Origin of the sequence: Nonomuraea roseola (assembly GCF_039535395.1) — a bacterium.
GTDB lineage: Bacteria > Actinomycetota > Actinomycetes > Streptosporangiales > Streptosporangiaceae > Nonomuraea > Nonomuraea roseola.
On sequence record NZ_BAAAXC010000009.1, the window covers coordinates 26,177 to 50,068 of the forward strand.

The following is a 23,892-nucleotide window of genomic DNA, read 5'->3' on the forward strand; positions in this document are numbered from 1 at the left end:
ACGCCGCGCTCAAAGCCGACCTCCCGATAGACGAAGACCACGCCGTGAACGGACACCGAGTGGTCGGCGCGGGCGGGGATTCGAATGTTGCGGTGCGCTCATGTCCAGGTCCTTCTGATCCCCCTGCAAGAGCTGTTTCTCAGGTCATCGTGACGACGACCTTGCCTGCCTTCGCGCGTCCCGCCTCGACGTAGGCCAGTGCGTCGCGGGTTTCGGTGAACGGGAAGACGCGGTCGACGACAGGCCGGATCTCGCCCGCGTCGATCAGCGCGGCGAGCTCGCGGAGCTGGTCGCCGCCGGCCTTCATGAACAGGAAGGAGTAGGTGACGTGGTGGCGTCGGGCGCGGCGGCGTATCTGGAAGCTCAGCGTGGTCATCGCCAGCCGGATGATCGGATTCGCTCCGAGTTCCCGGGCGAAAGCGGCGTCGGGCGGCCCCGCGATGCTGATGAGCTTCCCGCCCGGTTTGAGTACCCGCAGGGACTTGGTGAGGTTCTCGCCGCCGAGGGGGTCCAGGACGACGTCGTAGTCGTGCAGGACCGTCTCGAACGCCTGCTTGGTGTAGTCGACGACGACATCCGCGCCCAGGCTCTTCACCAGTTCGACGTTGGCGGTGCTCGTGGTCGTGGCCACGGTCGCGCCCAGGTGTTTGGCCAGCTGGATGGCGATGGTGCCTACGCCGCCGGAGCCCGCGTGGATGAGGACCTTCTGGCCTGGCCGCAGGTGTGCCCGATCGACCAACGCCTGCCACGAGGTCAGGGCGACCAGGGGAAGGGAAGCGGCCTCGGCCATGGTCAGCGTGGCCGGTTTGATCGCGACGTCGTCCTGGTGCACGGCGATGAGTTCGGCGAACGTGCCGATCCGTTCCTTGCCGGGCCGCGCGTAGACCTCATCGCCCACCGCGAACCGGCTGACGGCCACACCCACGTCGACCACCACCCCGGCCAGGTCGTTGCCCAGGATGAACGGGACCCGGTAGGGCAGGATCGTCTTGAACTCCCCGTCCCGGGTCTTGAGGTCGAGCGGGTTGACGCTCGCCGCGTGGATCCGGATCAGAACGTCGTCCGCGCCGGCCTTTGGGTCCGGCACGTCCCCGCCCCGCACACCGGCCTGGTCACCGTAGCGTTCGACCATGAAGGCTCTCATCGTCGTCTTCCTTCCTCGTCCGCGAGCGGGCGGGCTCCGTGTTCGTTCCAGGCGGTTCGGATCCAGCTGACCGGCCGCTGTCGTTGACGGCCGTTTCAGGCCGGGTTCAGCGTGGTGGCCAGGCTCTGCTTGACGTTCCGGGTGGCCTCGTCGGCGAGGATCTCGGGCAGTCCGTTCTCAATGCCGTGCAGGACCTGGGTGGCGACGTCGGCGGGGTCGGCCTTTTCGGCGGGAATGCCGGCGGCCATGTCGGTGTCCATGAGCCCGACGTGGAGCGCCGAGACGGTGATGCCGCGGGGCGCCAGTTCCTCGCGGACCGCGTTGGTCTGCGCCCACGCGGCGGCCTTGGCCGCCGCGTAGGCCCCGACACCGGCCGGGTGCCACCAGGACATCACGGACAGGACGTTGAACACGGCGCCGCCGCCGTTGCCCTCGATGACCGGGGCGAAGGCCCGTGTCACGGCGAGCGGGCCGAAGAAGTTCGTCTCCATCTCCAGCCGCACCGCCTCCAGATCACTGACGATCAGAGGGGTGCCGGTGGAGATCCCGGCGTTGTTCACCAGCAGTGTCGTGTCCGATGCGATCCGGGTGGCGGCCCGGATCGACTCCTCGTCGGTCACGTCCAGGCGCAGCGGGATGACGCCGGCCACGTCCACGCTTTGCGGGCGGCGCGCCGCCGCGTACACCTTCGCTCCGCGCTCCACGAGCTGAGCGGCCAGATGGCGCCCCAGCCCCCGGTTGGCGCCGGTGACCACGGCGACTGCGTCCTTCAGTTCCATGCCTGCTCCCTCGGTCGCAGGGGTCCGTGCACCGAACCCTCGTTAGATGACAGTCATAATCTAAATCGGAGCATAGGATAGAAGTCAACCGACATCCAAACGAGGGGGTGGCTGATGGGCCGCGTGTCGCGGGCGCAAGCACAGGAGGGGGATCGGGGAGCCGGGCTTCAACCGGCCAGCGTGGATGTCGGCACGGACGAGGTCGGCCAGCTGCTTGTGAACTGGCCGATCCGAGCCGATGAGCAGCCGCCACCGCAGACAGCTCCTGCGCGAGAACCTCAGGCCCGAGAACCATCAGGGCCCGCACCGCGCTCACTTCGCGTGCTGATGCCCACACCCCGTCGCTGGGGGTATGGAAGGCGGTCACGTGGATCCCCTGCCGAGTGAACGCGTCGACGGTCAGGTACCGCATGCCGCCGGTCCCGCACAGGTACGTGCGCGCCCCGCACGCCTCAGCCAGGTCTGCGAGCCGACGTGACCGGCCGGACCGCGCCGGAAGATCGCTGCTGGACATGATCTGTCCGCGCCAGCCCAGCAGCCTCAGCAGAAGCAGTGTGGAGGCCTCCGAGATGGCGGCCAGGCGGTCCGTGGTGTCGAACAGCGACAGCAGCGGGCCCAGGCGCTCCTGGAAGACCGGCCAGTGGCGGCTGCGGCCGTAGAGCTGCTGGAGCAACTGCCCCACTCGACGCTGGGAGCGAGCGGGGTCGGCGAGCAGGGCGTCCCGGATGAGCGTCGGCCGGCCCTCGGGCAGGTGCGTGGCCAGCGACAGCCACTGCCGCATGCCTGGGTCGGGGAGAGCGGCCAGGCGGGCGCGATGCTGGTAGTCCCGGCGGGCGAACTGCACGTTGTCCAGCACGACCCAGCAGTCCGCGGCCCACAGCTTGGCCAGGGTGGTCAGCCGCGGGAACAGGTTGGGCTGGTGGATGGCGACCCGCCGCGCGCCCGCCAGGTAGGCGTCAGGCGTCGAGAAGGCGACTGTCGAACCCGGCGCGGAGAAGAGACTCGTAGGCGTCATACACATCTCCTGGGACGTCCTGCTCGATGGCGAACCCGAGCTTCGGATACTCGATCACCCGCTGGAGGTCGCCGACGAGCATGTCCACGACCAGCTTGTCGTCGCCGATCGCCTTGAGATAGTCGTCGAACTCCAACGGCTCAGACGCGCACACCACCTCCACCTCCGGCCACACTTGGCGGGCCGTGGCGTACGCCCGGCGCTCCATGTACGGCTTGGAGATCAGCAGCACGCTCCGCGGTTCAATCCCCGCCTCGGCCAGCACCTGCCGCGACAGCGTCACGTTCTGGCCGGTGTTGCCGGCGCGGGTCTCCAGCAGGATCGCTTCGTCGGGCACGCCGCGCTCCAGGGCGCGCTCGCGGTAGTGCACGGCCTCCCCTCTCGGGAACCGCGCCGCGGTGGTGCGGCTGGTGGCGCCCGAGAAGACCAGCGTGGGGAACATGCCGGCGTGGTAGAGGTCGGAGGCGACGTCGGCCACGCCCAGGTCGTGGCTGCCCAGCCCGATCGCCGCGTCACACGGCCGCGGCTGGTGGTGCATCTGGTGGTAGTCCCAGATCAGCAGAGCCTGCCTGCGCTGCTCATCAGTGATGGTCCGCTGTGCTGCGTCGCTGGTCACTCGTGTATCTCCCTGGTCACCGTCGCCATCGGGGCGTCCACCCCTTGGCTGAGCCGTCGAATGTCCTCGATGGCGCGCAGCTGATGGACCAGGCCAACCTTCGTGGCCACCTGCGCCGCCCGCTCGAGGGTCTTCAGCCCATCATCTACGGTGGCCGGGTCGGAGATCAGGATGTGCCCGTATGCGGTGTCCAGCCGTACCCGCTGCAACGGCGCATCGCTCACTGCTGTCGAGCGGGCGACGTCGATCAGCGACAGGGCGCCGTTCAGGTCGCCGGCGCCGCGGCGGGCCAGGGCGAGCTTCTGGTGGGCGGCGGACCAGTCGTCGGGCTCGTTCAGGTCCTCGAAGTCGCGGATGGCGACGGTCATGACGCGTGCGGCGTAGTCGTGCTCGCCGCCCTTGCTCAGCGCGGTCCCCACCCACAGGCGGGCGCGGGCTCGGTCTCGGCGGCTGAGCCGGTCATCGACGGCGAGGGACTCGTACTGGTGGGCGGCCGCGTCGAGTTTGCCGGACATCTCGGTGACCACCGCCAGGGAGAGGTCGAGCTGGGCCACCCTGCGGGGAATGTCGAGCTGGGTGAACACCGAGTGCGCGTCGATGTAATTGTGCCGCGCCGACAGCGGCCCGAGGAGAGTGCCCTGGTCGCGGTGGAGGTCGCCGAGCAGCGTGGTGGAGCGGGCGAACAGATACAGGCCCCGGTCGTCGAGGTCGCGCGGCGAGTACCGGGCGAGCCACCGGGTCAGCAGGCCCTCGGCGAAGGAGAAGCTCTGGCGGCTCAGGGCGACGACGACCCGGTCGAGGTCGTCGGCCCACGTCTCGTACTCCCACAGCCGCGGACCGGCCGTGGTGACGCGCAGGCCGATCTCGGTTGACCGGCTGAGCTCGGAAAGCAGCGTCTCGAACCGGAGGTGAGCGGCGGCATCAGCGCGGCCGAGCGCGACGTCGAGGATCGCCTGGGTGTCCGGCCGAGGCTCTGTCCCGGTGCCGAGCTTCTCCCACTTGGAGACGGTACGGACGGCGACCCCGAGGTGATCAGCGAACGCGCGCACGCTCATCCGCAGCGCACGCCGCAGCGCGTGGGCTTCCAACCCCGTCCACAGGTGCACAGTGGCCACGCGTCGCTCCCTTCCGGCGCCTTCATCGAAACATGTGGAACGCCGTGGTGGGACAGAAGTGCAACGCAAGTACAACAGCCGATCATTTCGCCGCCACAGGACCGGGGCCAAGCTCGGAGACGTAAGGCAAACGCACAGCTCAGGACCTGTTGGGACGGAACCATGACGGAGCCACTCACCGAGCAACGGCCGATGCCCGGCCCGGTCGTGTACGGCTACCTCCGGCTGCTGAGGTCGGCACCCGCCCGCCGTCACGCGCTGCGTGACGCACTCGCCGAGTACTGCCGCCAGCACGAGCTGCAGCTCGCGGGAGTCTTCACCGACCGGGGCGGCGAGGCCGCGTTCGCCGGGCTGCTGGACGTACTGTCCGCGGCGGGCACCTATGGGGTGGTGCTGCCGGCGCTGGCGCATCTGGGGCCGAGCCAGGTCGCTCCTGAGCGTGCGCGGCGGATCACCAGCGTGGGGGCCCGCCTGCTGCTCGTCAGGGGCGGGCGCCTGGCCGAGCGGCGGGTCCTGCCGGTTCAGCGTGCGACGAGGCTGGCCACGGTCAGTGCTTTCGACGCGAGGCGAGCATGAGCGGCATCGCGCGCGCCATGGCTGTGCAGGATAGGGCGTGGCTGGTGATGTGGCGGCCGTACGGGCGCGTCTTCACCGCCTGGCACATGGCCGACCCGAGACGCTGCGTGACCGTGGAGGCTCCCACCGAACACCAGCTGCGCCTGCGCATGGCAGACGCTGAACTCGAGCTCTGGCGAACCTCGTTCATCCTCACACAGGCGCGGCCCACCCCAGCTCAGCGGCCCGCCGGCGGGGTTCGCCAGTCCCCTACCTCCGACCCCGGGAGCTGCACCCGGCTGCGCGCTCATGAGGGGACGCCAGGCCGGCACGCCTCCCGGGGTCGGGGGCACCACCGAAGGCAGATGCCATGAACTCGATCATGCTGTGGGCTCTGGGGCGCCCCAGGCCGCCCCGCTCTGAGCCCCTCCCCGCTTCCAGCGACACCCCGACCCGCCCACCGCGAGAGGAGGTGACGGCCGTTTCCCTCGCGCACGATCCAGCACCTGACCGTCACCCATGATGGGAGTGCACATGCCAACCACCCCGACGACGGAGCAGCCCGCCCAGGCTGACGTCATCGACCCGACCGCCGCCATCTCCGCGCCGCTGTTCGAGCGGCTCGTGGCCCGTATCCTCGCCGACCACCCCGCCTTCGACGACGCCTACGCCCGCCGCGTCATGACGCAGGCGCTGGCGTTCCTGATGGCGTGCGGGGCCAACCCCGGCGCCCGCCTCGCCCCGTCCCCTCAGGTGGACGTGGGCTGGCACACCTTCATCCTCTTCACCCACGACTACACCCGCTTCTGCCACCAGGTCGCGGGGCGGATGATCCACCACGCGCCCGACGACGAGCCCGCCACCGGCGCCGCCGCGGTGGACAGGATCGGCGCGACCATCGAGGCGATGCGCGCCGCCAACCTGCCCGTCGATCTGGAACTGTGGCTGCACGAGGCCAAGTGCAGCCAGTGCCACTCCGGCTGTTTCGACGACCCCGCCCCGGAGGCGTGACGTGACCCGACTCGACTGGGAAGACCTGCCCGAGACCGTCCGCGCCGCGATCCAGGACCGGTGCGGCGCCGTCGTCAAGGCCGAGACCGCGACCAGCGGCATCATGCCGGGCGTCGCCGCCCGCCTGCACACCGAACACGGCAGCGTGTTCCTGAAGGCCATCAACGCCGACAACACCGCCGCGTTCCTGCACATCCGCGAACAGTGGGCCTCCCGCGCCCTACCTGCCGCTGTGGCCGCCCCGCGCCTGCTGTGGAGCGACCTGGTCGACGGCTGGCACGTGATGGGCTTCGAATACCTCGAGCGCGCCCGCGAGGCCGACCTGTCGCCAGGCTCCCCGGATCTACACCCGGTGCTCGCCACGGTGGCCGGCCTTGGCCGCGTCCTCACGCCATGCCCCGCTGGTGCTCGCGGCGTCGCCGAGAACATCGCGCCGTTGCAGGCCAAGGGCAAACACCTGATGGACAAGAACGCCCTCGGCGACGACCACGGCCTGTACCAGGCCGCGCTCGACGGCCTGGACCTGGCCGCGGTGGAGGGGGACACGTTCCTCCACTACGACCTCAGCCCGAGCAACCTGCTCGTCACCCCGGCAGGGATGCGCGTGATCGACTGGTCGTTCGCGGCACGCGGCGCGGCATGGGTGGAGCCCGTCATGCTCGCTCCCCGCCTCATCGAGGCGGGCCACACTCCGGCCCAGACCGAGGACCTGCTGGAGCTGGTGCCCGCCTGGCGTACGGCGTCGCCCGCCGCGGTGACCGGGCTCGTCGCATTGTGGACGATGTTCCGGCTCTACAAGGCCCAGTTCGGTCCCGAGGACGGCCGCGCCTTCCGGGCCCGCGCCGCCGAAGCGGGCCGCTCCTGGCTCGCCTTCCGACTCGGTGCAGCCTGACCCGCGCGAAGGTTCCAGATCCGGGCGGGAGACGGCCTCCGGGAGGCCGTCTCCCGCCTTCGGTTCGGTGCCCCCGGCTCTCGAAGGAGCAGACTGCTGGCCATGGCCTGGACCCCTCGCGCCTCCGCGCTCGCCGCCCACGTCACCCGCCCGGGATCGCCGTGGCGGGCGCCCATCGCGGCCGCGCCCCGGCACCCTTTCGTGCCCCGCTGGTGGAAGGCCGACAGCGGTGCGTGGGCGTTGCAGGGCGGGCCCGGCGACGTGGAGGCGTGGCTGTCCGCCGCCTACAGCGACCGCAGCCTCGTCACTCAAGTCGGCCCGCTGCACGCCGACCACGCCGCCCCCGGCGACCGCCCCGCAGGCAAGCCGACGTCGTCTTCCACGCTGCCGAGTCTGGTCGTGCAGATGCTCGAGCACGCGGCCATCGAGGACACCTCCACCGTGCTGGATGTGGGCACCGGCTCGGGGTACGGCACCGCGCTGCTGTGCGAGCGGCTCGGCGCCCACCGCGTGATCTCCGTGGACGTGGACGCCTACCTCGTCAAAGCCGCAGGCGCGCTCGCGCGGCCGGTCGCGCCGCAGTTCGGCCAGATCCACGATCGCCGCCAACTCCTCCGGCGTACGCGCGTAGGCGATCACCGCCCCATGCAGAGTTGTCACCCTCAGCCGCGCCTCTCCGCGCTGAGCGGATGGGTCGAAGACTCTGGCGATCACCCACTCGCCGGCGTCGAGCATGACGGTCCGGACTCTCACGCCCGCCCCGACCATGTCGCCGTCCGCCACACGCCACGGTCTACCCGACCAGGGCGGGCGCGACAAGTCGGTGCTTACATATCGGTGTTCCTACCTCGGCTCCAGAACGGTGTCGATGAAGTAGACCGTGGCGTTGGCGGTCTGGATGTTTCCGCACAGCACCTTGGCCTGGTTCACCGTGTAGGAGTCACCCGAGCGCTTCACTGTCAGTTTGCCGCCCTGGAGCGTAGGGAGTGCGGCGTCAGAGAGGCTGGACGGTGAATGGCGTCCCTCCGCGACGTGGTAGGAGATGATCTCTGTCAATCTGTCATCAGAGATCTGGCCTCGCTGATTGAACGCGTCGTTCACAGGCGCGAACAGAGTGACGTCTTTGACCGTGTTCAGTCTGTCGGTCATCTGGGCCCTCGAAATGGCCGCCACCACGTTCGTCAGGTTGGGATTGCTGGAGATGGCGGTAACCAAAGGCTCTTTGGCCATGGTGGTGAAGTTGCCATCGCCGGTGTTGGACAGAGCAGAGCACGCTGGGCCGAACGGTGCGGAACCTCGCGGCTGAGACTGTCCTGGCTGTCCTGTCTGTCCCGGCTGCCCTCCCGGCCCAGGCGGTCCGGGTGGTCCAGGCGGTCCGGCCGGTCCGGGTGGTCCAGGCGGTCCGGCCGGTCCGGGCGGCCCAGGTTGTCCTGACGGCCCAGGTTGTCCTGACGGTCCTGGCGGTCCAGACGGTCCTGCCGGACCAGACGGCCCAGGTCCTCCTGGCTTTCCATCCAGTCCATCCCGACCAGGCGGACCAGACGGTCCACGCGGTCCACCAGGGCAGAGGTGGCACCCTCCGGGTGGGCCTGGCTGGCCTGGCTGGCCAGTCGGTCCTGGCTGGCCTGGCGGTTCAGTCTGTCCTGGCTGGGTTGGCGGTTCAGTCTGTCCTGGCTGGGTTGGCGGTTCAGTCTGTCCATTCGGTTCGGGTGAAGCAGGCAGTTCATTGCCCGGCCTGCTGGATTGTCTCTCGTTCGCCGGGCTCAGGGCTGCAGTCTTCGTGGGAGGCAATGGAGCCGGTGGAAGCCGTGAAGCCGGGCGCGTGTCGGTTCGCATACCTGCGCGTAGTGCGGCGGCCTCCGCTGACTGCACGACAGGAGCGGTGCATGCGACTGCAGTCAGCGCGCATGCGAGTACGGTTTTACTTCTCATGATTGCCTCTGAAACAGCAGATGGTTATCTGAGAATGGCCCTTACCAGATGCGATCTACCGCCTGAACTGTTGCCTGCCGGCGACAGCAGCGGATGCCCTGGCCTTCACGTTTCATCCTGACCATCCCTCCGTCACCCTGCCGTGATGTCCGTGTTATGCATGCGTGACCCCCTTCTTCGGGGCATCTGGGGAGGGTTCGTGGCGCTCAGGCCAGTCGTAGGATCGGCACAAACCGTGCCGAACTGGGGAAATGATGGCTGACTTCGACTTGCCTGCTGATCTGGTGCAGCTCAAACGTGAGTGGTTCGCGGCCGATGAGCAATGCCAGAAGCTCTCCGAGGCGCTGCCTTCCAACGTCGCGGTGGGCCTTCGAGGAGGCTGGGTGCAGAAATTAGCGGTAGCGACCTGGGCTTCTTCGCCTGTTAGTGATCCGTGACGTGATGGCCCGGAACTCCTACAGCTCCGGCCAGCCGCCCGCTCAATTGATCAGTGGGTACGGCGGCGGGGCGCCAGGACCTCGGTGACCTTGGCGATGGCTTCGGCACCGGGTTTGACGTAGCGCATGGCGGTGCGGGGGTTCTTGTGCCGGGTCTTGCCCATGATGAGCTGGAGCGGGACTTCGGCCTCACCGAGGTGGGTGGCGGCGCTGTGGCGCAGCTGGTGCAGGTCGAGCCCGGCGTACTTGTCCAGCAGGACGCGGGCGCGGTCGTAGCCGAGGCGGGCGCGGCCGGTGTGCGGGCAGATGTCGGCGGCGGCCGGGCGGCGGGCGGGGACGGGGCGGAGTTCGGCCAGGAACAGCGGGCCGTGGGTACGGGTGCTGCCGTCGGGGAGCCGGAGGAGGCGGGGCAGCAGGTGGGCGGTGCCGCTGTCCCAGTACACCCACTCGATCGCGCCGCCCTTGGAGCGGACGGGGGCGCGGCGGTGTTCCAGGTCGAGGTCCTCGACACTGAGCGCCAGGATCTCAGCGGCCCGGGCGGCGGTCTCGTACAGCATCCGCCACAGCGTCTTCTCCCGGAGTGGAATGTCGCGGCGTGACAGCAGCCGGTGGATGGTGGTCTTGGCGACCGCGCGGGTTTCGTCAGCGCTTTCCTTGCGGCGTTCGGCGTCAGCCGGGACCGCCGGTGCGGCCCAGTGCTTCTTGGTCTGGCACCAGGACAGCCAGGAGGTGACGGCGGCGCGGTTGCGGTTCCAGGTCGCCGGCGCGCATCGGCCCCACAGCTCGGTGAGCGCGGCGCCGATCTCGGCCTCGGTGACGTCGGCGAGCGGCCGGTCGCGGCCGAGCAGGTCGATGGTGCGGTCGATGGCTGAGGCGTAGGCGCGGTGGGTGTTGGGGTTGGCGGTGCGCGGGGTGGCGAGGAAGGCGTCGGCGGCCGCAGCGAGGCTGACCCCTCCACCGCGTAGGGCGGTGATCTTCGGCGCGGCGCTCATGCCGCCCGCCAGGCGACAGCTTCGGCGATGTACCGGATAACGTGCCGGAGTCGCGCACCGCTCCAGCGAGCGGTTCTCCTGGTCGCTGCGCTGCCATGATCGCTCATGTACGTGATAATAGATCATTATCACGTACATGAACGTTGTCAGTCAGACGCCTGGTCGCGGCAGCGGCTGCTCGCCTCAGCCTCGCCGATCTCCTCGAACAGCTCGGCCGCGCGGGCGTAGGACTGGCGGCTCTCCTCGATCCGGCCTTCCTGGGCCAGCACGGTCGCGAGCGCCTCCAGGCAGCGTCCGTGGGAGGCGGATGGCGGGAGCTGCTCGAAGAGGCTGAGGGCCTCGGTGAACCTGGCGACGGCGTCGTCCCCGCGGCCGAGCAGTCCCAGGCACAACCCGGCGCCGGCCAGTGCGTTCGGCCGGGTGAGCATCGCGATGCTGGGTTTCATCTCCGACCATGCCAGGTCGCACATCTGGAGGTAGTGATCGAGCGCCTCGGGATGGCGTCCGAGGCGGCGCAGGCATTCGCCGGCCATGCCGAGGCTCTGGCAGTAGGCCTCGATGTCGTTGTCGGCCTTGAACATCTCCGCAGCTCTGGACACCGACACCACGGCTTCGTCGAGCCGTCCCAGCTGGAGCAGTGCTCGTCCGACGAACAGGTGTCCCCAGGAGATCTGCGTCGTGGCGCCGCGGCCGGTGCTGTCGTCCAGCATGGTGGTCGCGTGTTCCAGCATGGCTTCCGGGGTGGGCGGGGGTACCTGGTGGAACCAGGACAGATAGGTCAGCTGGGCGGCCAGCTGATCGCCCAGGGCGGTGGCGGCTGTGGCGCCGAGGGTGAAGACTTCCTGCCAGTGCGGCCAGTGCATCCACCGGCTGGCGAACCAGCGCATCGCTTCGGCGCAGTCGAAGACGACGCCATGCCGGCCCTTGCCCGCCGTGTGGCGCAGTGCGCCCAGCCAGTTGTCGGAGTCCACCCGTAGCCAGCGGTCGGCCTCCTCGGCGGAGGAGAGGCCAGGCTCGGACGGCTCGGGAGAGTCGCGGCCGGGATCGAACCAGCGTCCGGCGGCGGTGGCTCTGTGCAGCAGCCACGACGCCGTCCTGTCGGTGATCGCTTCACGCTCGGCCATATCGTCCTGGGTGTGCAGCCGCTCGCGGGCGAACAGCCGGACCAGGTCGTGGAAGCGGTAGCGGCCCGAGGTGCTGTCCTGCAGCAGGCCGAGGTCGACCAGCTCGTCCAGGGCGTCCCAGGTGTCCTCGATCGGGGTTCCGCCGACCACTGCGGCCAGGGCGGCGTCGAAGTCCCGGCCGGTCACCAGCGCGAGCCGCCGGAAGACCCGCTGGGTGGTCGCGGTGAGCTGGTCGTAGGACATCGCGAAGGCGTTGGCGATCTTGAGGTCGCCGGCCCTGAGCTGGTCCAGGCGGCGTTCCTCGTCGGTCAGCCGGGCGACGAGCTGGGAGGCCTGCCAGCCGGGCCGGCTGACCAGGCGGCTGCCGACGATCCGCAGGGCCAGTGGGAGTCCGCCGCACAGCTGGGCGAGCTCGGTGAGCGCCCTTTCGTCTTCGAGGGAGCCGCGCGGTCCCAGGATTCCGGTCAGCAGGCGTGCTGCTTCGGCCAGGGGCAGGGGTCCGAGGCTGAGCCGGTGGACGTCCTCCACGCCGGCCAGCAGTCGCCGGCTCGTGGCCAGCACGCTGCTGTGGCCACCGCCGGGCAGGAGCGGACGGATCTGCTCCTCGGAGGCGGCGTTGTCGAGGACGACCAGGACGCGGCGTTGCCGGAGCAGCGAGCGGTACAACGAGGCGCGTGCCGGGGTGTCGGGAGGCAGTTGCCGGTCGGTGGTGCCGAGCGCGGCCAGCAGTTGCGTCAAGGCGTCGTTGGCGGTCAGCGGCTGGGGGGACATGCCGAACAGGTCGACGAAGAACACCCCGTCGGGGAAGCTGGGGCGAAGGGCATGGGCGGCGCGTACGGCGAGGGTGGTCTTGCCCAGGCCCGCCGAGCCGGTGATCAGGACCACGCTGGTGTCGTCGCTCTGGACGAAGTCGTTGGTCCAGGCCAGTTCGGCTGCGCGGCCGGTGAAGTCGTTGACCGGTCGGGGCAGTTCGCACAGGCCGCTCGGGCGCGACCAGTGGTCGCGCAGGCGGCCGTCTCTGGCGTGCTCGATGAGCTGCCTGCGGTCGGCCTCGGTCAGGGCGAGGGCGTCGGCCACGGCGGTGACGGTCCGGTGCTGGGGTCCTTTGCTGCGTCCGCGTTCCATGTCCGACAGGGTGCGGGCGCTGACCCCCGACAGCTCGGCGAGCTGTTCGAGGGTCAGCCGTGCCGCGCGACGGTGGCCGCGTAGCAGTTCGGCGAAGTCGGCGGACATCAGCGTACGGCTGTCGCGGCCTGGGTGATGACGGCGGCCACCGCGGCCGGGTCGGACACGTAGACGGCGTGGCTGCCGGGGGTCTCGGTCACGGTGGAGCCTGCTCGTTCGGCCATGGCGCGCTGCGCGGGCGGGGGGATCATGCGGTCGTCGGTCGCCACGAGGTACCAGCTGGGCTTGATCCGCCAGGCGGGTTCGGCGACCGCGCCGCTGAGGGCGTCCACGCCCCAGGGGACCTGGGAGTCGGCCATGAAGGCGGCCTGCTCGGCGGGCAGGTCGCCGGCGAAGGAGGCGTGGAACTTCTCGCGGTCCAGCAGCAGGAAGCCGTCGCGGGGCGGCAGGATCGGGGGGACCGGTGCGCCGGGCGGCGGGTCGGCGATGAGGGTGTTGACCGATTCGCCCTTGTCGGGGGCGAAGGCCGCGATGTAGACGAGGGCGGACACGGCCGGGTGGGTGCCGGCCTCGGAGATGACCACCCCGCCGTAGGAGTGGCCGACCAGGACGGCCGGGCCGTCGGCGGCGTCGAGGACCTGGCGGGTCGCGGCCACGTCGCCCGCGAGCGACAGGGTCGGGTTCTGCACGACGGCGACGTCGTAGCCGTCGTTCTTGAGCAGGGTGTGGACGCCCTGCCAGCCGGAGCCGTCCACGAAGCCGCCGTGGACCAAAACGATGCGTGGGGTGGTCATGGGCCGACGTTAGGTTTCAGGACGGGGCCTGGATTGAGTCATTTGACTCCAATGTGCCAGGGGTCGACAGCGCGTCGCGCAGCGCGGCCCGGGAGGCGACTCCGAGCTTGGGGAACAGCTGGTAGAGGTGATTGGCCACGGTGCGCGGAGACAGGAACAGCCGCTGGCCGATCTGCTTGTTGGTCAGCCCTTGGGCGGCGAGCATCGCGATCTCCCGCTGCTGGGGGGTGAGCGAGGCCAGCCCCGCGGCCACCCCTTGCCCGTGGGACAGGCCTGTTGCGCGCAGTTCGGTGTGCGCTCTGGCCGTCCACGGCCGCGCGTCGAGGCTGCGGAAGGTGTCCAGCGCGGCGGTCAGCTGGGTGCGGGCCTTGGTGGTGGCCTTGTCGCGGCGCAGGCGCTCGCCGTACAGCAGCTGCAGGCGAGCCCGTTCGAACGGCCAGCGGTCCGCGCTGGGTGTGTCGAGCGCGGTCTCGAACAACCCGCTGTACGACTCGTCCGGAGTCGTCAGGGCAGCCGAAGCGGCGGTGACCATCGCCAGCCGGGGCGAGATCGCGGCCAGTCCGGCCTGCGCGACCGCGGCGGCATGAGCGGCGGCCTCGTCGTGGCGTCCAGCGCGCACGGCCGCCTCGATCAGGTCGGTGATGGTCCACAGGGCATGCGGGACGTGCGAGGCCAGCACACCGGCGGGGCTGATGGCGCAGGCCTGCTGGTAGGCCTCCTCGAAGTCGCCTCCGCCGAGCGCCACCAGCGTTCTGACCTGCCGGGCGTAGCACTGGATCGCCCGCGCCCTTCGCGGTGTCGCCCAGCGGGTCATCCGGTCGGCCAGGGCTGTGGCGGTCTCGTCCTGGCCTCGCGCGGCGGCCAGCATCGCCTTCAGGTAGATTCCCGGCCAGGCCAGCAGCTGGTAGCCGTGCTGCTCGCACAGCGCCAGGCCCTCTTCGGCGACCTGCTCCAGTTCCTGCCACTGGCCCACGAGAAAGGAGTCGTTGCCCAGCAGGAACAGCGCCTCGATCTGCGAGGTGACGGCTCCGCCGTCGCGGCCGTGGTCGATGACCCGCCACAACCCGTCGCGGCACCGTCCCAGCCGGTCGACGTAGGCGGTGGCGATGCCGATGCGGGAGATGCGTGCCGGGATGATCTCCTGGTGCAGGTTCGCGATGACGGCATCCAGCCGATCGAGGGCCGGGAGCGCCAGGCGGGCAGGGTTTGAGAAGGTCTTGGCGAGGATGTCCAGCAGCGCCGGAGGCCCCGGCCTGAGGCGGCCGACTGCCGCGTGGAAGGCTTGCCACAGCTCGGCTCGTCCGCTGAAGAAGCAGATCATGAGCAGGGTGTACAGCCCTTCGATGAGGGGCTTGTTGTGGGCATCGCCGGGATCGTCCAGCACCTCGATCGCGCCAGCCATCAGGCGGTGCGCGCTGTCCACGTCGCCGTCGCCGTTGAGCAGGTGGTAGGCGCCGGCGACCGCGGCCGCCAGCGACTCGCCCCGCCGGTCCGCGCGGCGGGCCTGCTCCAGCAGGTGCGGCGCGTCACGCAGGTCACCGTTGACAACCGCGCCGAGGTAGGCGGCCTCGCCCAGCCGTCCGGCACGGTCGATGTCGGCCGGGCTCAGTTCGGCCGCGCGCAGGAGCAGGGTGATGGCGTGGACGCTGTCGCCTCGTCGCAGGTTGGCATGGGCGACGGCTTGCAGGAGAGCGGCCACGCCTTCATCGGGTCCCGCCGCAGCCTCGGCCAGGTGCCAGGCTCGCCGTTCCGGCTGGTCGGCGAGCCGTTCGGCCAGCAGCAGGTGGGCGCGGTGGCGCTGCTCGCTCGTGGACATCTCCATCACGGCCGAGCCGATCAGCGGATGGCGGAAGAGCAGCTTCCCCGCGCTCGCATCGACCCTGACCAGGCGCGCCTGTTCCGCGGGTGCCAGCGCGCCGGTATCCAGCACGGTCAGGTCGCCGGTCCCGTCGAGGACGGCGAGCAGCAGCATGCCGAACGTCGCCAGGGGAAGGCCCCGGATCCGCGCGGCGAACACGGTCTGCAGGCGTCCGCTGAGCGGCAGCACCGGAGGCAGCGTGCCGCCTCGCTGAAGGTCGCCGAGCGCCACCGGCAACTCCAGCAGCGCCAGAGGGTTGCCCTGGGCGTCGGCCAGCAACCGCTGGTGAATCCGGGGGGACAGCGCCGGGAAACGTGCTTTCAGCAGGGCCGCGGCGTCCTGCTCGGCCAGCGGCTGCAGTTCGTGGCCGGGCAGCCCGCCGTACTCGAAGAAGCTCTCCTCTTCGGAACGGGCGGCCGCGAGCAGCCCGGCGCGGCTGCCGGTGAGGCGGCGCGCCACGAAGCTCAGCACGACGGCGCTGGCGCGGTCCAGCCAGGCGATGTCATCGACGACCACCAGCAGCGGCCGAGGAGCGGCGGCCTGGCGCAGGAGCATCAGGGCTGCGTTGGCCACGAGAAGCCGGCCCGGCGCCGCGCCCTCGCCCAGCCCCAAGGCGACGCGCAAGGCCCGCTCGTGCGCCGGGGTCAGCGTCGGCAGGTCGTCGAAGAGCGGCTGGAGCACCTGGTGGAGGCCGGCGTAGCTCACCTCGCCCTCGAACTGCGAGCCGGAGGCGCTCAGCACCCGGTGACCAGCCGCCGTGGCCCGGGCCGCCGCGGCCGCCAGCAGGACGGACTTGCCGACCCCGGCCTCACCCAGCAGGACGAACGCACCGCCCTGGGCCGCTGCCTGATCGGCGAAGGCGCCGAGCCGGGCCAGATCCCGGTCCCGGCCGATCAGCCGGCCATCGTCTAAGGGCGTCACGGACTGACTGTATGCCTGGTTGCGGAGCCTTTTGAGCTCACCGAGCGTCTGGCTGGCGGACTGGTGCGGCGAGTGCCGCCCTCCGCTGAAGAACCTGTTTGCGCCGGGGACGGGCCGGGCGTCGACGAGCCCGCGCCGTCGTGGCCGGCGGTCTGCGGCAGTGAAGGGGTCAGGTGCATGTGAACCTCCTGATGGCGGAGGTGAAGGCGACCGGCTGCTCGAAGTGTCCCATGTGTCCGCTGTCTTCCAGCAGCAGGAATTGAGCATCGGGGATGCCCTCGTGCAGCATCCGGCCCCAGCGGGGGCCGCAGATGAAGTCGTGGGCACCGCTGATGATCAGGGTTGCCGTGGTGATATCGCCCAACTCCTCGCGGACGTCGAAGGGCGGCTCTCCCGCACGTACGGGGTCGGCCCAGGCACGCAAGGAGCCGCGCAATGAGGCGAGTTCGCTCTCACGGGCCCAGTAGTCGGCGTAGTAGGCGGGCAGGATGTCGCGGATGCCCTGGGTACAGGCCTCGTCGTCGGCGGCGGCCAGGGCCCGCTGGAAGGCCTGCGGGATGCCGGCCGCTTCGGGACGGCTGTGTGAGAACCGCTGGAGGTTGGCCAGGGCCTGCTGCCAGAATTCCTCACCGGTGACGGGCGAGGTGTCGAAAAGGATCAGACCCGCCAGGCGGGACGGGTGGCTCAGCGCGTAGCGCTGGGCGACGAATCCGCCGTGAGAGTGGCCGAGCAGGTAGACGCTCGGCGCGGCCAGGTGCTCGATGACGCCGTGCAGGAACCCGGCATAGACGTCGATCCGGTAGTCGTGCGGGCGGGGCAGCCGGCCGGACGAACCGGTGCCGACCGGTTCGAGGTAGACCACCGTCAGGTGCCGCTCCAGCTCCGGCATCCGCAGATACTCCCAGCCGATGCCGGGGCCACCCGGGTGGACGAGGCACACCGGACCGGCGCCTGCCACGTGGTAGCGCTGCAGGACTCCTCCGATGCTGACGGTGTGGCTACCGGGCAGCAGCGGATCGGTGGTGATGCTCACCAGGGCTCCTTCGACTCAGCTGACGGGGGGACGGGGGTGTCGATGACATCGGCCTGGCGCAGGGCCGCCGGCGCTCTGCGCCACGCCGGAGACGGGCCCGGACGCCTGTGTGGCGCCGGGCCCTGCCGGTCAGTCGACCGTCCGGGCGGCGTCCTGGATGATGCTGGTCACCAGGCCGGGCCGGCTGATCATCGGGACGTGGGAGGCGGCCGTCTCGTAGACCTTGGACTTGGCGCGCTTGTACATGTAGCGCTCAAGCTGGGGTGGGATGGCCTTGTCCTCGGTGGCGACCAGGGCCCAGGAGGGGATGGTGCGCCAAGCGGCGCCGGTGGTCTTGTCGGTGAAGGAGGAGGCGGCGAACGGGCGCTGACCGGCCTGCATAAGGCGGGTGGTGGACACCGGCAGGTCGGCGGCGAACGCGGCGCGGAACTTGTCCGGCTTGAGGTAGAGGTCGACGCCTCCGGGATAGGGGACCTCCCGGACCGCGGCGGGGATCTCGGTGCCGGGGTATTTGTTGATCAGGACGCCGAGCTGCTCGCCCTTGTCGGGGACGAACGCGGCGATGTACACCAAAGCCTTGACGTTGCCGACGCCGGCGGCGGCGTTGGTGATCACGGCGCCGCCGTAGGAGTGGCCGACCAGCACGATCGGGCCGTCGATCGACTTCAGGACGCTGGCGATGTAGGGCGCGTCGACGGGCAGGCCACGCAGCGGGTTGGCCGGCGCGATGACCGGATAGCCCTTCGCCTGGAGCCGGGCGATCACATCGTTCCAGTTGGAGGCGTCCGCGAAGCCGCCGTGGACCAGGACGATCGTCGGTTTGTCCGTCGAGGTGCCGGTGCCGGCGGAGGCGGCCGGGACCGACAGCAGAGCGGCGGTGAGGCCACCCGCCGCGGCGGCGAGCATGGTACGGCGCGCGAGTTTCATGTCAGCTCCAATGGATGAAGGGGAGATCGGGGGGCCAGGCCGCAAGCCTGGGGTCGGGTGCCATCGGAGTGACGGCCCGGGCGATGATGGCGCGTCGCCCGGGCGGCGGTTGCCCTCGGAGTCGGTCAGGCGGCGGCCTGGCGGATGAGCGCGGCGACGGCGGCGGGCTGGGAGACGTAGACGGCGTGGCTGCCGATCACGTCGACCACGGTGGCGCCGGCGCGCTCGGCCATGGCGCGCTGGGCGGGCGGCGGGATCATGCGGTCCTCGGTGGCGACCAGGTACCAGCTCGGCTTGCTGCGCCAGGCCGGCTCGGTGACGGCGCCGCCGAGGGCATCCACTCCCCAGGGAACCTGGGCGTCGGCCATGAACGCCGCCGCGGCGGCGGGCAGGTCGGCGGCGAAGGAGGCGTGGAACTTGTCCCGGTCGAGGAACAGGAACCCGTCCACGGGCGGCAGGATCGGCGGCACCGGGGCGCCGGGCGGCGGGTCGGCGATGAGGGTGTTGACCGACTCGCCCTTGTCGGGGGCGAAGGCGGCGACGTAAGCCAGCGCCGCCACGTTGGGGTGCGTGCCGGCCTGGCTGACGACGACGCCCCCGTAGGAGTGGCCGGCCAGGACGGCCGGGCCGTCGAGCCGGTCGAGGACCCGCCGTGTCACCGCGACGTCGTCCTCCAGCGACAGTGTGGGGTTCTGCACCACGTGGACCCGGAAGCCGTCGCGGGCGAGGTCGTCGTAGACGCCCTGCCAGCCGGATCCGTCCACGAACCCGCCGTGCACCAGCACGACGTTCCTGATGGTGGCCATGGTTGCTCCTGACCTGGATGAATGTCCCTCTTGTGTGCTCCATCCAAGCCGCGGCCCGCGGACGGGACCATGCAGAACAGCACGCAGAACTGCCGGCGGGGTGGCTCCCCGGCTTTTCGGCCGCGCAGGCAGGTGCCGTCGAGCGGATCCCGGCCGCAGGCGCGCTGCAGGTGTGCGCGGGTGATGCGGGACGCCTACGGCTCCCCTCCGGCTCGGGCGAATATCGAGGCGCCCCGCGACAGCGTCGCCCGCATTCTCGGCAACCCGCAGTATTACCCGACATCCTGACCAGCCGTCGGCGGCGGCGAGCTCATCCGGCCGACACAGGCAGGTCGTGGAAGGGGCGCAACCCGGGGCCGACATCAGCGCGAGTGAAGGCGTAGCGGCCCAGGAAGTTGATGTGCTCGTACTGGATCGGCGACAGCCGGGCGCACATCTCGTCGGTGACCGGGAAACCCTGCTCGCGTAATTGCTGGACGGCGGCATCCAGATAGAGGCTGTTCCACCAGATGACCGCGTTCAGCGCCAGGCCAAGGCTGCCGAGCTGGTCTTCCATGCCCTCGCGGTAGCGCTGGCGCAACTGCCCGCGGTTGCCGAAGGCGATCTTGCGGGCGAGCCGGTGCCGGGCCTCCTGCACGTTCAGCTGCGTGCCGATCATCCGCCGGTAGCCCTCATCGTGCAGAAATTGCAGCAAGTGCAGGGTCTTGAAGATGCGGCCGTAGTGTACGAACGCCTCACCCAGGCCGGTGGGGCGGCCGTCGGCCGACAGCATCCGGATCAGGTCGTAGGCGCGCACGGTGCCCATGGTCAGCGAGCCGGCCACGCGCAGCATGTCACCCCAATGGGCACGGATCCGGTCCAAGCGGACCACATGGCGGGACATGTGCTCCAGCGGCCCATACGTGGCGCGGGTGTTGGTCCGCCACAGCCGCATGTCGGCCAGGTCGGCGATCCGCGGGGAGAACTGGTACCCGCAGATCGCGAACAAGCCGAACACCAGGTCGGAGTAGCTGGCGGTATCAGTGATGATCGTCTCGGGGCGAGGACCGCCGTCAAGATTGTGGATGGCGTCCAGGATGAACAGCGAGTCGCGCAACGTGCCTGGCACCACCAGCCCGCCGATCCCCATCACCTGGTCATTGACCACGTTCAGCCAGGTCGCGCCGCGCTGCCGACCGAAATAGATGGGGTTGTGCCCGGCGTGGAGACTCTGCACCGGCACCACGAAACGCAGCCCGTCGGCCGAGGCGATGTGCCCACTGCCCCAATGCCGGACGATGCCAATGCCGGCCTGGGCACCGATCAGCCGGGCGTTGGCCGCCGCGATCGTCTCCCGCGCAGGTAGCCCTGGTCGACCTGCTGCAGCCGTGCCCGCGTCAGGGCGGGTACGTTCGGCTTTTCGATCGGGACCAGTCCGACGTTGCACGCCTCGGCCACGATGAGGGCGGCCAAACTCATCGGGAAGTCGTCTATCGCCGCATCGGTGCCGGAGACATGGGTGAAGTCCGCGGGCAGGCCAGTGCGGTCGAAGACCTCCAGTAGCAGCTCGGGGAAGTCCAGCCGGGGCAGCATGCCTGTGACTTGGATCGCTTCAGGTCGTGATTCTTGGATCGGTATTTGTCGTGGTCGGATTGGCTGCGGTGGTGGTTGGTCCTGAGTGTTCTGAACAGGCCGCTGCCTGGCCCGGAAGCGGGGGCCAGGCAGCGGCTCAGTTCATGATCGTTGGTGGCGGATCTCTGTTGGTGGTTGGTGTGATCTCACATCGAGCCGATGACGAGGTTCTGGCGGGCGGCGTCGACGATCTCCTTGGTGATGACCGACACGCTGGAGGAGACGAAGATGATCGCGGAACGTAGTGGAGTCGAAGGCCGGTCTTTCTGCCGGAGCGACCTCGACCAGATTGGGGTGGGTCAGTTGTCGATTGCCTGGTAGAGGGTGGTCCAGAAGTCGTGGATGGCCCGCGCCGAGTCCGGGGTGGACATCCCGGTCTGGGTGAGCAGGATGCCGACGAGCTGGTTGTGCGGGTCGGCGTAGGTGGTGGTGCCGGCTCCGCCATCCCAGCCGAACTGGCCGATGGGCGCGTAGTCGCCGCGGTAGGTGCGCACCGCCATCCCGAAGCCCCAGCCGCCGTGCTGCCCGAGACCGTACCCCGTATGGACGCCGTTGCGGGCCCAGACCTCTCGGGCGGCTTGCTGCTCGGGCGTGAGGCGGTTGGTGGTCATCAGCTCGACGGCGGGCCGGGACAGGATCTGCCGGCCGTCGTGCATGCCGCCGTTGAGCAGCATGCGGAAGTAGGCGTGGTAGTCGTCGGCGGTGGAGTCGAGTCCGCCGCCGCTGGACGGGAACGCCGGAGGCTGGCTGTGGTGTCCGCCTTCGGCCGGATCTTCCACGTTGAACTCTCCGGTCTGCCAGTCGGGGGCGTACAGGGGCGGCAGCCGGTGGATCTTGTCGGCGGGCACGTGGAAGCCGGTGTCGGTCATGCCCAGCGGCTCGAAGATGCGCTCGTGCAGGAACGTCTCGAACGGCTGGCCGGTGACCCGGGCGACCAGTACGCCGAGCACGTCGTCGCTGAGGTTGTACAGCCACCGCTCGCCGGGCTGGTGCATCAGCGGGAGCGTGCCCAGGCGGCGCATCCACTCATCCGGGTCCGAGCCCGGCAGCAGCCATCCGTCCTCCTGGCCGTAAACCCCCTGCTCGAAGAACGCGCCCATGATCGGAGCGGTCTTCGCCGTCAGATCCAATCCGAGCCCGCACGTGGAGGTGAGCAGGTCCCGTACGGTGATCGGCCGCCGCGCCGGCACGGTCTCGTCCAGCGGGCCGTCGGGCCGCTTCAGCACCTGCCGGTCGGCGAGTTCGGGCAGCCACGAATCCACCGGCTCGTCCAGCCGCAGCCGGCACTCATCCAGCAGGACCATCGTCGCCGACACCGCGACCGGCTTGGACGTGGAAGCCATCCGGAAGATGGTGTCCCGGCTCATCGGCGCGCCCCCGTCATGGCGCATCGTCCCGATCGTTTCGACGTGTGTCTCCTCGCCTCGGCTGACCAGGGCGACGAGTCCGGGAATCTTCCCGGACTCGACATGCCCGGCCAGCACCTCGCGCAGTCTGTCCAGCCCGGTCTTGGAGAAGCCGCTGTTGCTGTGTCCCATCACAAATTTCCTTACATACAAGTGTTCGATACACAACGTTGATCTTGCGTGACCCGTCCCGTCCCGGCGTGGCGCTCGGCCTCGGGCGCGATGTGCTGGGTCGTCGTCAGACGGTCTTGTCGTGTTTCCTTAACCGGCGGCGCGCTCGATGGCGTCGGTCAGTTGCTTGCGCGCACGGGCGGGGACGTAGCCGCCGTCGGTGTAGTTCCGGGCGAACGCCTCGGCGAATTTCACCGGGTCCTGCCCGACGATCTCGCGGATCGGTGTTCCGTCCGCCGCGGCCTGTTCGAACAGGGCGGCGAGGTCTTCGAACCTCGACGCGTCGCTGTCGGCGTCAGTCGGCACGAAGTGCATCATGTGCCGCTGAATAGCTTCGACCGCCGTGCGGTAGTTCGGCGGAAGCTGTCGTACGCGCGCCTGGTACTGCCGCCACCGCCGCTTGGGGCCGATCATCATCGCGACGAAACCGCCGAATTTGGTGTCGGACATGGTGATCTGTCTCCTTTGTGGAGCTGTTCGAGCCGTTGTGTGGGGAAGCTCCAGATCCTCCACCAGACCGGTCGTTCATGCATCGCTGAACGTCTGCGACAGTACATTGCATTCATAGATGAGTCAACATCTTGGAAAAGCCGATAGGCCTGTTCAAGCTCAGTCTATGGACGAATACTGCAATGAGTATGACGCTGATTGCAATAGATGATCAAGATCTGTGTTGCAATGGACTTCGAGTGATTGCATACTGTGCGGCGGGAGTGCGGGCGCCGAGGCGCGCACGCCGGCAGATGGGAGACGAGCACCGATGCCCGGAGACAGACTCACCGACGAGGACCGTCGGCACATCGCTACAGGGCTGGCCGAGGGGCTCGGATACACCGAGATCGGCCGGCGTCTCGGGCGGCCCGGCTCAACCATCATGCGGGAGGTCACCCGCAACGGCGGACCCGACGATTACCGGGCGCAGCGGGCGCAGGAAGCCACCCAGCAGCGTGCGCGCCGGCACCGGCAGGCCAAACCTCCGGCGCCGCCGATCGGCGACAGCAGCCACGGGCGCGACCCCCAGGCGGTCCAGAACGTCACCGAATCCTTCGCCACGCTCCTTGAGCAGCAAGGGATGCCCCGGATGGCGGCCAGGGTGCTGGCCTGCCTGCATGTCACCGACTCCGGCAACCTCACCGCCGCCGACCTGGTCCAGCGGCTTCACGTCAGCCCCGCGTCGATCTCGCAGACCGTCGCCCTCCTGGAACAGCAGGGACTCCTCAAGCGGGAACGAACTCCCGGCGGGCGCCGCGAACGCTACGTCGTCGACGACGAGCTCTGGGTCCGCTCCACCCTCGCGGCTCTGCAGATGAACGAGACCCTGGCCGCCACCTCGCAGCGCGCGGCGGAGGTCCTCGGGGCCGCGACCCCGGCCGGCGCCCGCTTCTGCTCCTCTGCCGAGTTCCTGCTCCTCGTCAACGCGAGCCTCGGACAGGTCATGGAGCAGTGGCAGCAGAACCAGGACGAACGGAACGCCAGGCACCGGTCATGATCTCTCGCGGCTTTCGGCGGGGCACAGGAAGGGATCCCCTATGAAGACGCACTCCCACCATCGCTCGCTCCTGCGCGGCATGCCATGTACACGATAACAGCTTATTATCACGTACATGAGCGATCATGGCAGCGCAGCG

General features: G+C 69.7%; 20 protein-coding genes and 3 pseudogenes. 6 read left to right on the top strand and 17 right to left on the bottom strand.

Translation table 11 applies throughout. The features are described 5' to 3' along the window. Window positions 1-139: 139 nt before the first annotated feature. The 5 genes and pseudogenes from ABFX55_RS09515 to ABFX55_RS09530 form a co-directional block, all read right to left on the bottom strand. Window positions 140-1,144: an NADP-dependent oxidoreductase gene (locus ABFX55_RS09515; protein WP_346119637.1), complete on the bottom strand. Its 1,005-nt coding sequence runs from the start codon at window positions 1,142-1,144 to the stop codon at window positions 140-142. A gap of 95 nt (window positions 1,145-1,239) precedes the next feature. Then, window positions 1,240-1,923, bottom strand: coding sequence for an SDR family oxidoreductase (locus ABFX55_RS09520; RefSeq protein ID WP_346119635.1), 684 nt, complete (start codon window positions 1,921-1,923; stop codon window positions 1,240-1,242). Window positions 1,924-2,281: 358 nt separating this feature from the next. Further along, a pseudogene (locus tag ABFX55_RS49755) lies at window positions 2,282-2,944 on the bottom strand (WbqC family protein); the annotation flags it as partial. After that, on the bottom strand, window positions 2,880-3,554 hold the full coding sequence (locus tag ABFX55_RS09525) for a YdcF family protein (protein WP_346119633.1): 675 nt from the start codon (window positions 3,552-3,554) through the stop codon (window positions 2,880-2,882). The pseudogene ABFX55_RS49755 and the gene ABFX55_RS09525, both read right to left, overlap by 65 nt. After that, entirely contained in the window at window positions 3,551-4,669 is a 1,119-nt protein-coding gene (locus ABFX55_RS09530; RefSeq protein WP_346119643.1) for a helix-turn-helix domain-containing protein, read from the bottom strand. The genes ABFX55_RS09525 and ABFX55_RS09530 overlap by 4 nt, the downstream gene beginning before the upstream one ends. 162 nt (window positions 4,670-4,831) lie before the next feature. Here ABFX55_RS09530 and ABFX55_RS09535 point away from each other — a divergent pair, with 162 nt between their 5' ends. From ABFX55_RS09535 to ABFX55_RS09550, 4 genes and pseudogenes are all read left to right on the top strand, one after another. Further along, a complete protein-coding gene (locus ABFX55_RS09535; RefSeq protein ID WP_346119630.1) occupies window positions 4,832-5,245 on the top strand; it encodes a hypothetical protein in 414 nt (137 codons plus the stop codon). A gap of 513 nt (window positions 5,246-5,758) precedes the next feature. Beyond that, window positions 5,759-6,235, top strand: a complete 477-nt coding sequence (locus ABFX55_RS09540) for a glycine-rich domain-containing protein (protein ID WP_346119645.1) — start codon at window positions 5,759-5,761, stop codon at window positions 6,233-6,235. Between the two features lies 1 nt (window position 6,236). After that, window positions 6,237-7,127 carry a hypothetical protein gene (locus tag ABFX55_RS09545; protein WP_346119647.1) on the top strand — a complete coding sequence of 297 codons (891 nt, stop codon included), beginning with the start codon at window positions 6,237-6,239 and terminating at the stop codon, window positions 7,125-7,127. Window positions 7,128-7,229: 102 nt separating this feature from the next. Then, a pseudogene (locus ABFX55_RS09550) lies at window positions 7,230-7,667 on the top strand (50S ribosomal protein L11 methyltransferase); the annotation flags it as partial. 303 nt (window positions 7,668-7,970) lie between these two features. Here ABFX55_RS09550 and ABFX55_RS09555 read toward each other — a convergent pair. Continuing rightward, window positions 7,971-8,357, bottom strand: a complete 387-nt coding sequence (locus ABFX55_RS09555; RefSeq protein ID WP_346119624.1) for a fasciclin domain-containing protein — start codon at window positions 8,355-8,357, stop codon at window positions 7,971-7,973. Then, window positions 8,309-8,827 carry a hypothetical protein gene (locus ABFX55_RS09560; protein WP_346119649.1) on the bottom strand — a complete coding sequence of 173 codons (519 nt, stop codon included), beginning with the start codon at window positions 8,825-8,827 and terminating at the stop codon, window positions 8,309-8,311. The genes ABFX55_RS09555 and ABFX55_RS09560 overlap by 49 nt, the downstream gene beginning before the upstream one ends. Window positions 8,828-9,310: 483 nt before the next feature. On the opposite strand from ABFX55_RS09560, the gene ABFX55_RS09565 reads away from it, so the two are divergent. Continuing rightward, entirely contained in the window at window positions 9,311-9,496 is a 186-nt protein-coding gene (locus ABFX55_RS09565; RefSeq protein WP_346119622.1) for a hypothetical protein, read from the top strand. Between the two features lie 50 nt (window positions 9,497-9,546). Here ABFX55_RS09565 and ABFX55_RS09570 read toward each other — a convergent pair whose 3' ends face one another. From ABFX55_RS09570 to ABFX55_RS09620, 10 genes and pseudogenes are all read right to left on the bottom strand, one after another. Continuing rightward, on the bottom strand, window positions 9,547-10,488 hold the full coding sequence (locus tag ABFX55_RS09570) for a tyrosine-type recombinase/integrase (RefSeq protein ID WP_346119621.1): 942 nt from the start codon (window positions 10,486-10,488) through the stop codon (window positions 9,547-9,549). Window positions 10,489-10,634: 146 nt separating this feature from the next. Then, window positions 10,635-12,845, bottom strand: coding sequence for an ATP-binding protein (locus ABFX55_RS09575; protein WP_346119651.1), 2,211 nt, complete (start codon window positions 12,843-12,845; stop codon window positions 10,635-10,637). Then, window positions 12,845-13,531 (bottom strand): alpha/beta fold hydrolase, encoded by a 687-nt coding sequence (locus ABFX55_RS09580; RefSeq protein ID WP_346119616.1) that lies wholly within the window; start codon window positions 13,529-13,531, stop codon window positions 12,845-12,847. The genes ABFX55_RS09575 and ABFX55_RS09580 overlap by 1 nt, the downstream gene beginning before the upstream one ends. 16 nt (window positions 13,532-13,547) lie before the next feature. After that, entirely contained in the window at window positions 13,548-16,310 is a 2,763-nt protein-coding gene (locus tag ABFX55_RS09585) for a helix-turn-helix transcriptional regulator (protein ID WP_346119653.1), read from the bottom strand. A gap of 169 nt (window positions 16,311-16,479) precedes the next feature. After that, window positions 16,480-17,343: an alpha/beta fold hydrolase gene (locus ABFX55_RS09590; protein WP_346119655.1), complete on the bottom strand. Its 864-nt coding sequence runs from the start codon at window positions 17,341-17,343 to the stop codon at window positions 16,480-16,482. Between the two features lie 129 nt (window positions 17,344-17,472). Beyond that, complete coding sequence (locus ABFX55_RS09595; RefSeq protein WP_346119657.1) at window positions 17,473-18,270, bottom strand: alpha/beta fold hydrolase; 798 nt, start codon at window positions 18,268-18,270, stop codon at window positions 17,473-17,475. 125 nt (window positions 18,271-18,395) lie between these two features. Further along, complete coding sequence (locus tag ABFX55_RS09600) at window positions 18,396-19,076, bottom strand: alpha/beta fold hydrolase (RefSeq protein WP_346119659.1); 681 nt, start codon at window positions 19,074-19,076, stop codon at window positions 18,396-18,398. 310 nt (window positions 19,077-19,386) lie between these two features. Continuing rightward, window positions 19,387-20,648, bottom strand: a pseudogene (locus ABFX55_RS09605) (transposase). A 338-nt stretch (window positions 20,649-20,986) separates the two neighbouring features. Then, the gene (locus tag ABFX55_RS09615) at window positions 20,987-22,225 is read right to left on the bottom strand and encodes a serine hydrolase domain-containing protein (RefSeq protein ID WP_346119663.1); all 1,239 of its coding nucleotides are present in this window, start codon (window positions 22,223-22,225) and stop codon (window positions 20,987-20,989) included. Between the two features lie 129 nt (window positions 22,226-22,354). Then, entirely contained in the window at window positions 22,355-22,714 is a 360-nt protein-coding gene (locus ABFX55_RS09620) for a DUF1048 domain-containing protein (protein ID WP_225303135.1), read from the bottom strand. Between the two features lie 310 nt (window positions 22,715-23,024). Between ABFX55_RS09620 and ABFX55_RS09625 the strand changes: the two genes are divergently transcribed. After that, entirely contained in the window at window positions 23,025-23,753 is a 729-nt protein-coding gene (locus ABFX55_RS09625) for a GbsR/MarR family transcriptional regulator (RefSeq protein WP_225303134.1), read from the top strand. Window positions 23,754-23,892 lie beyond the last annotated feature (139 nt).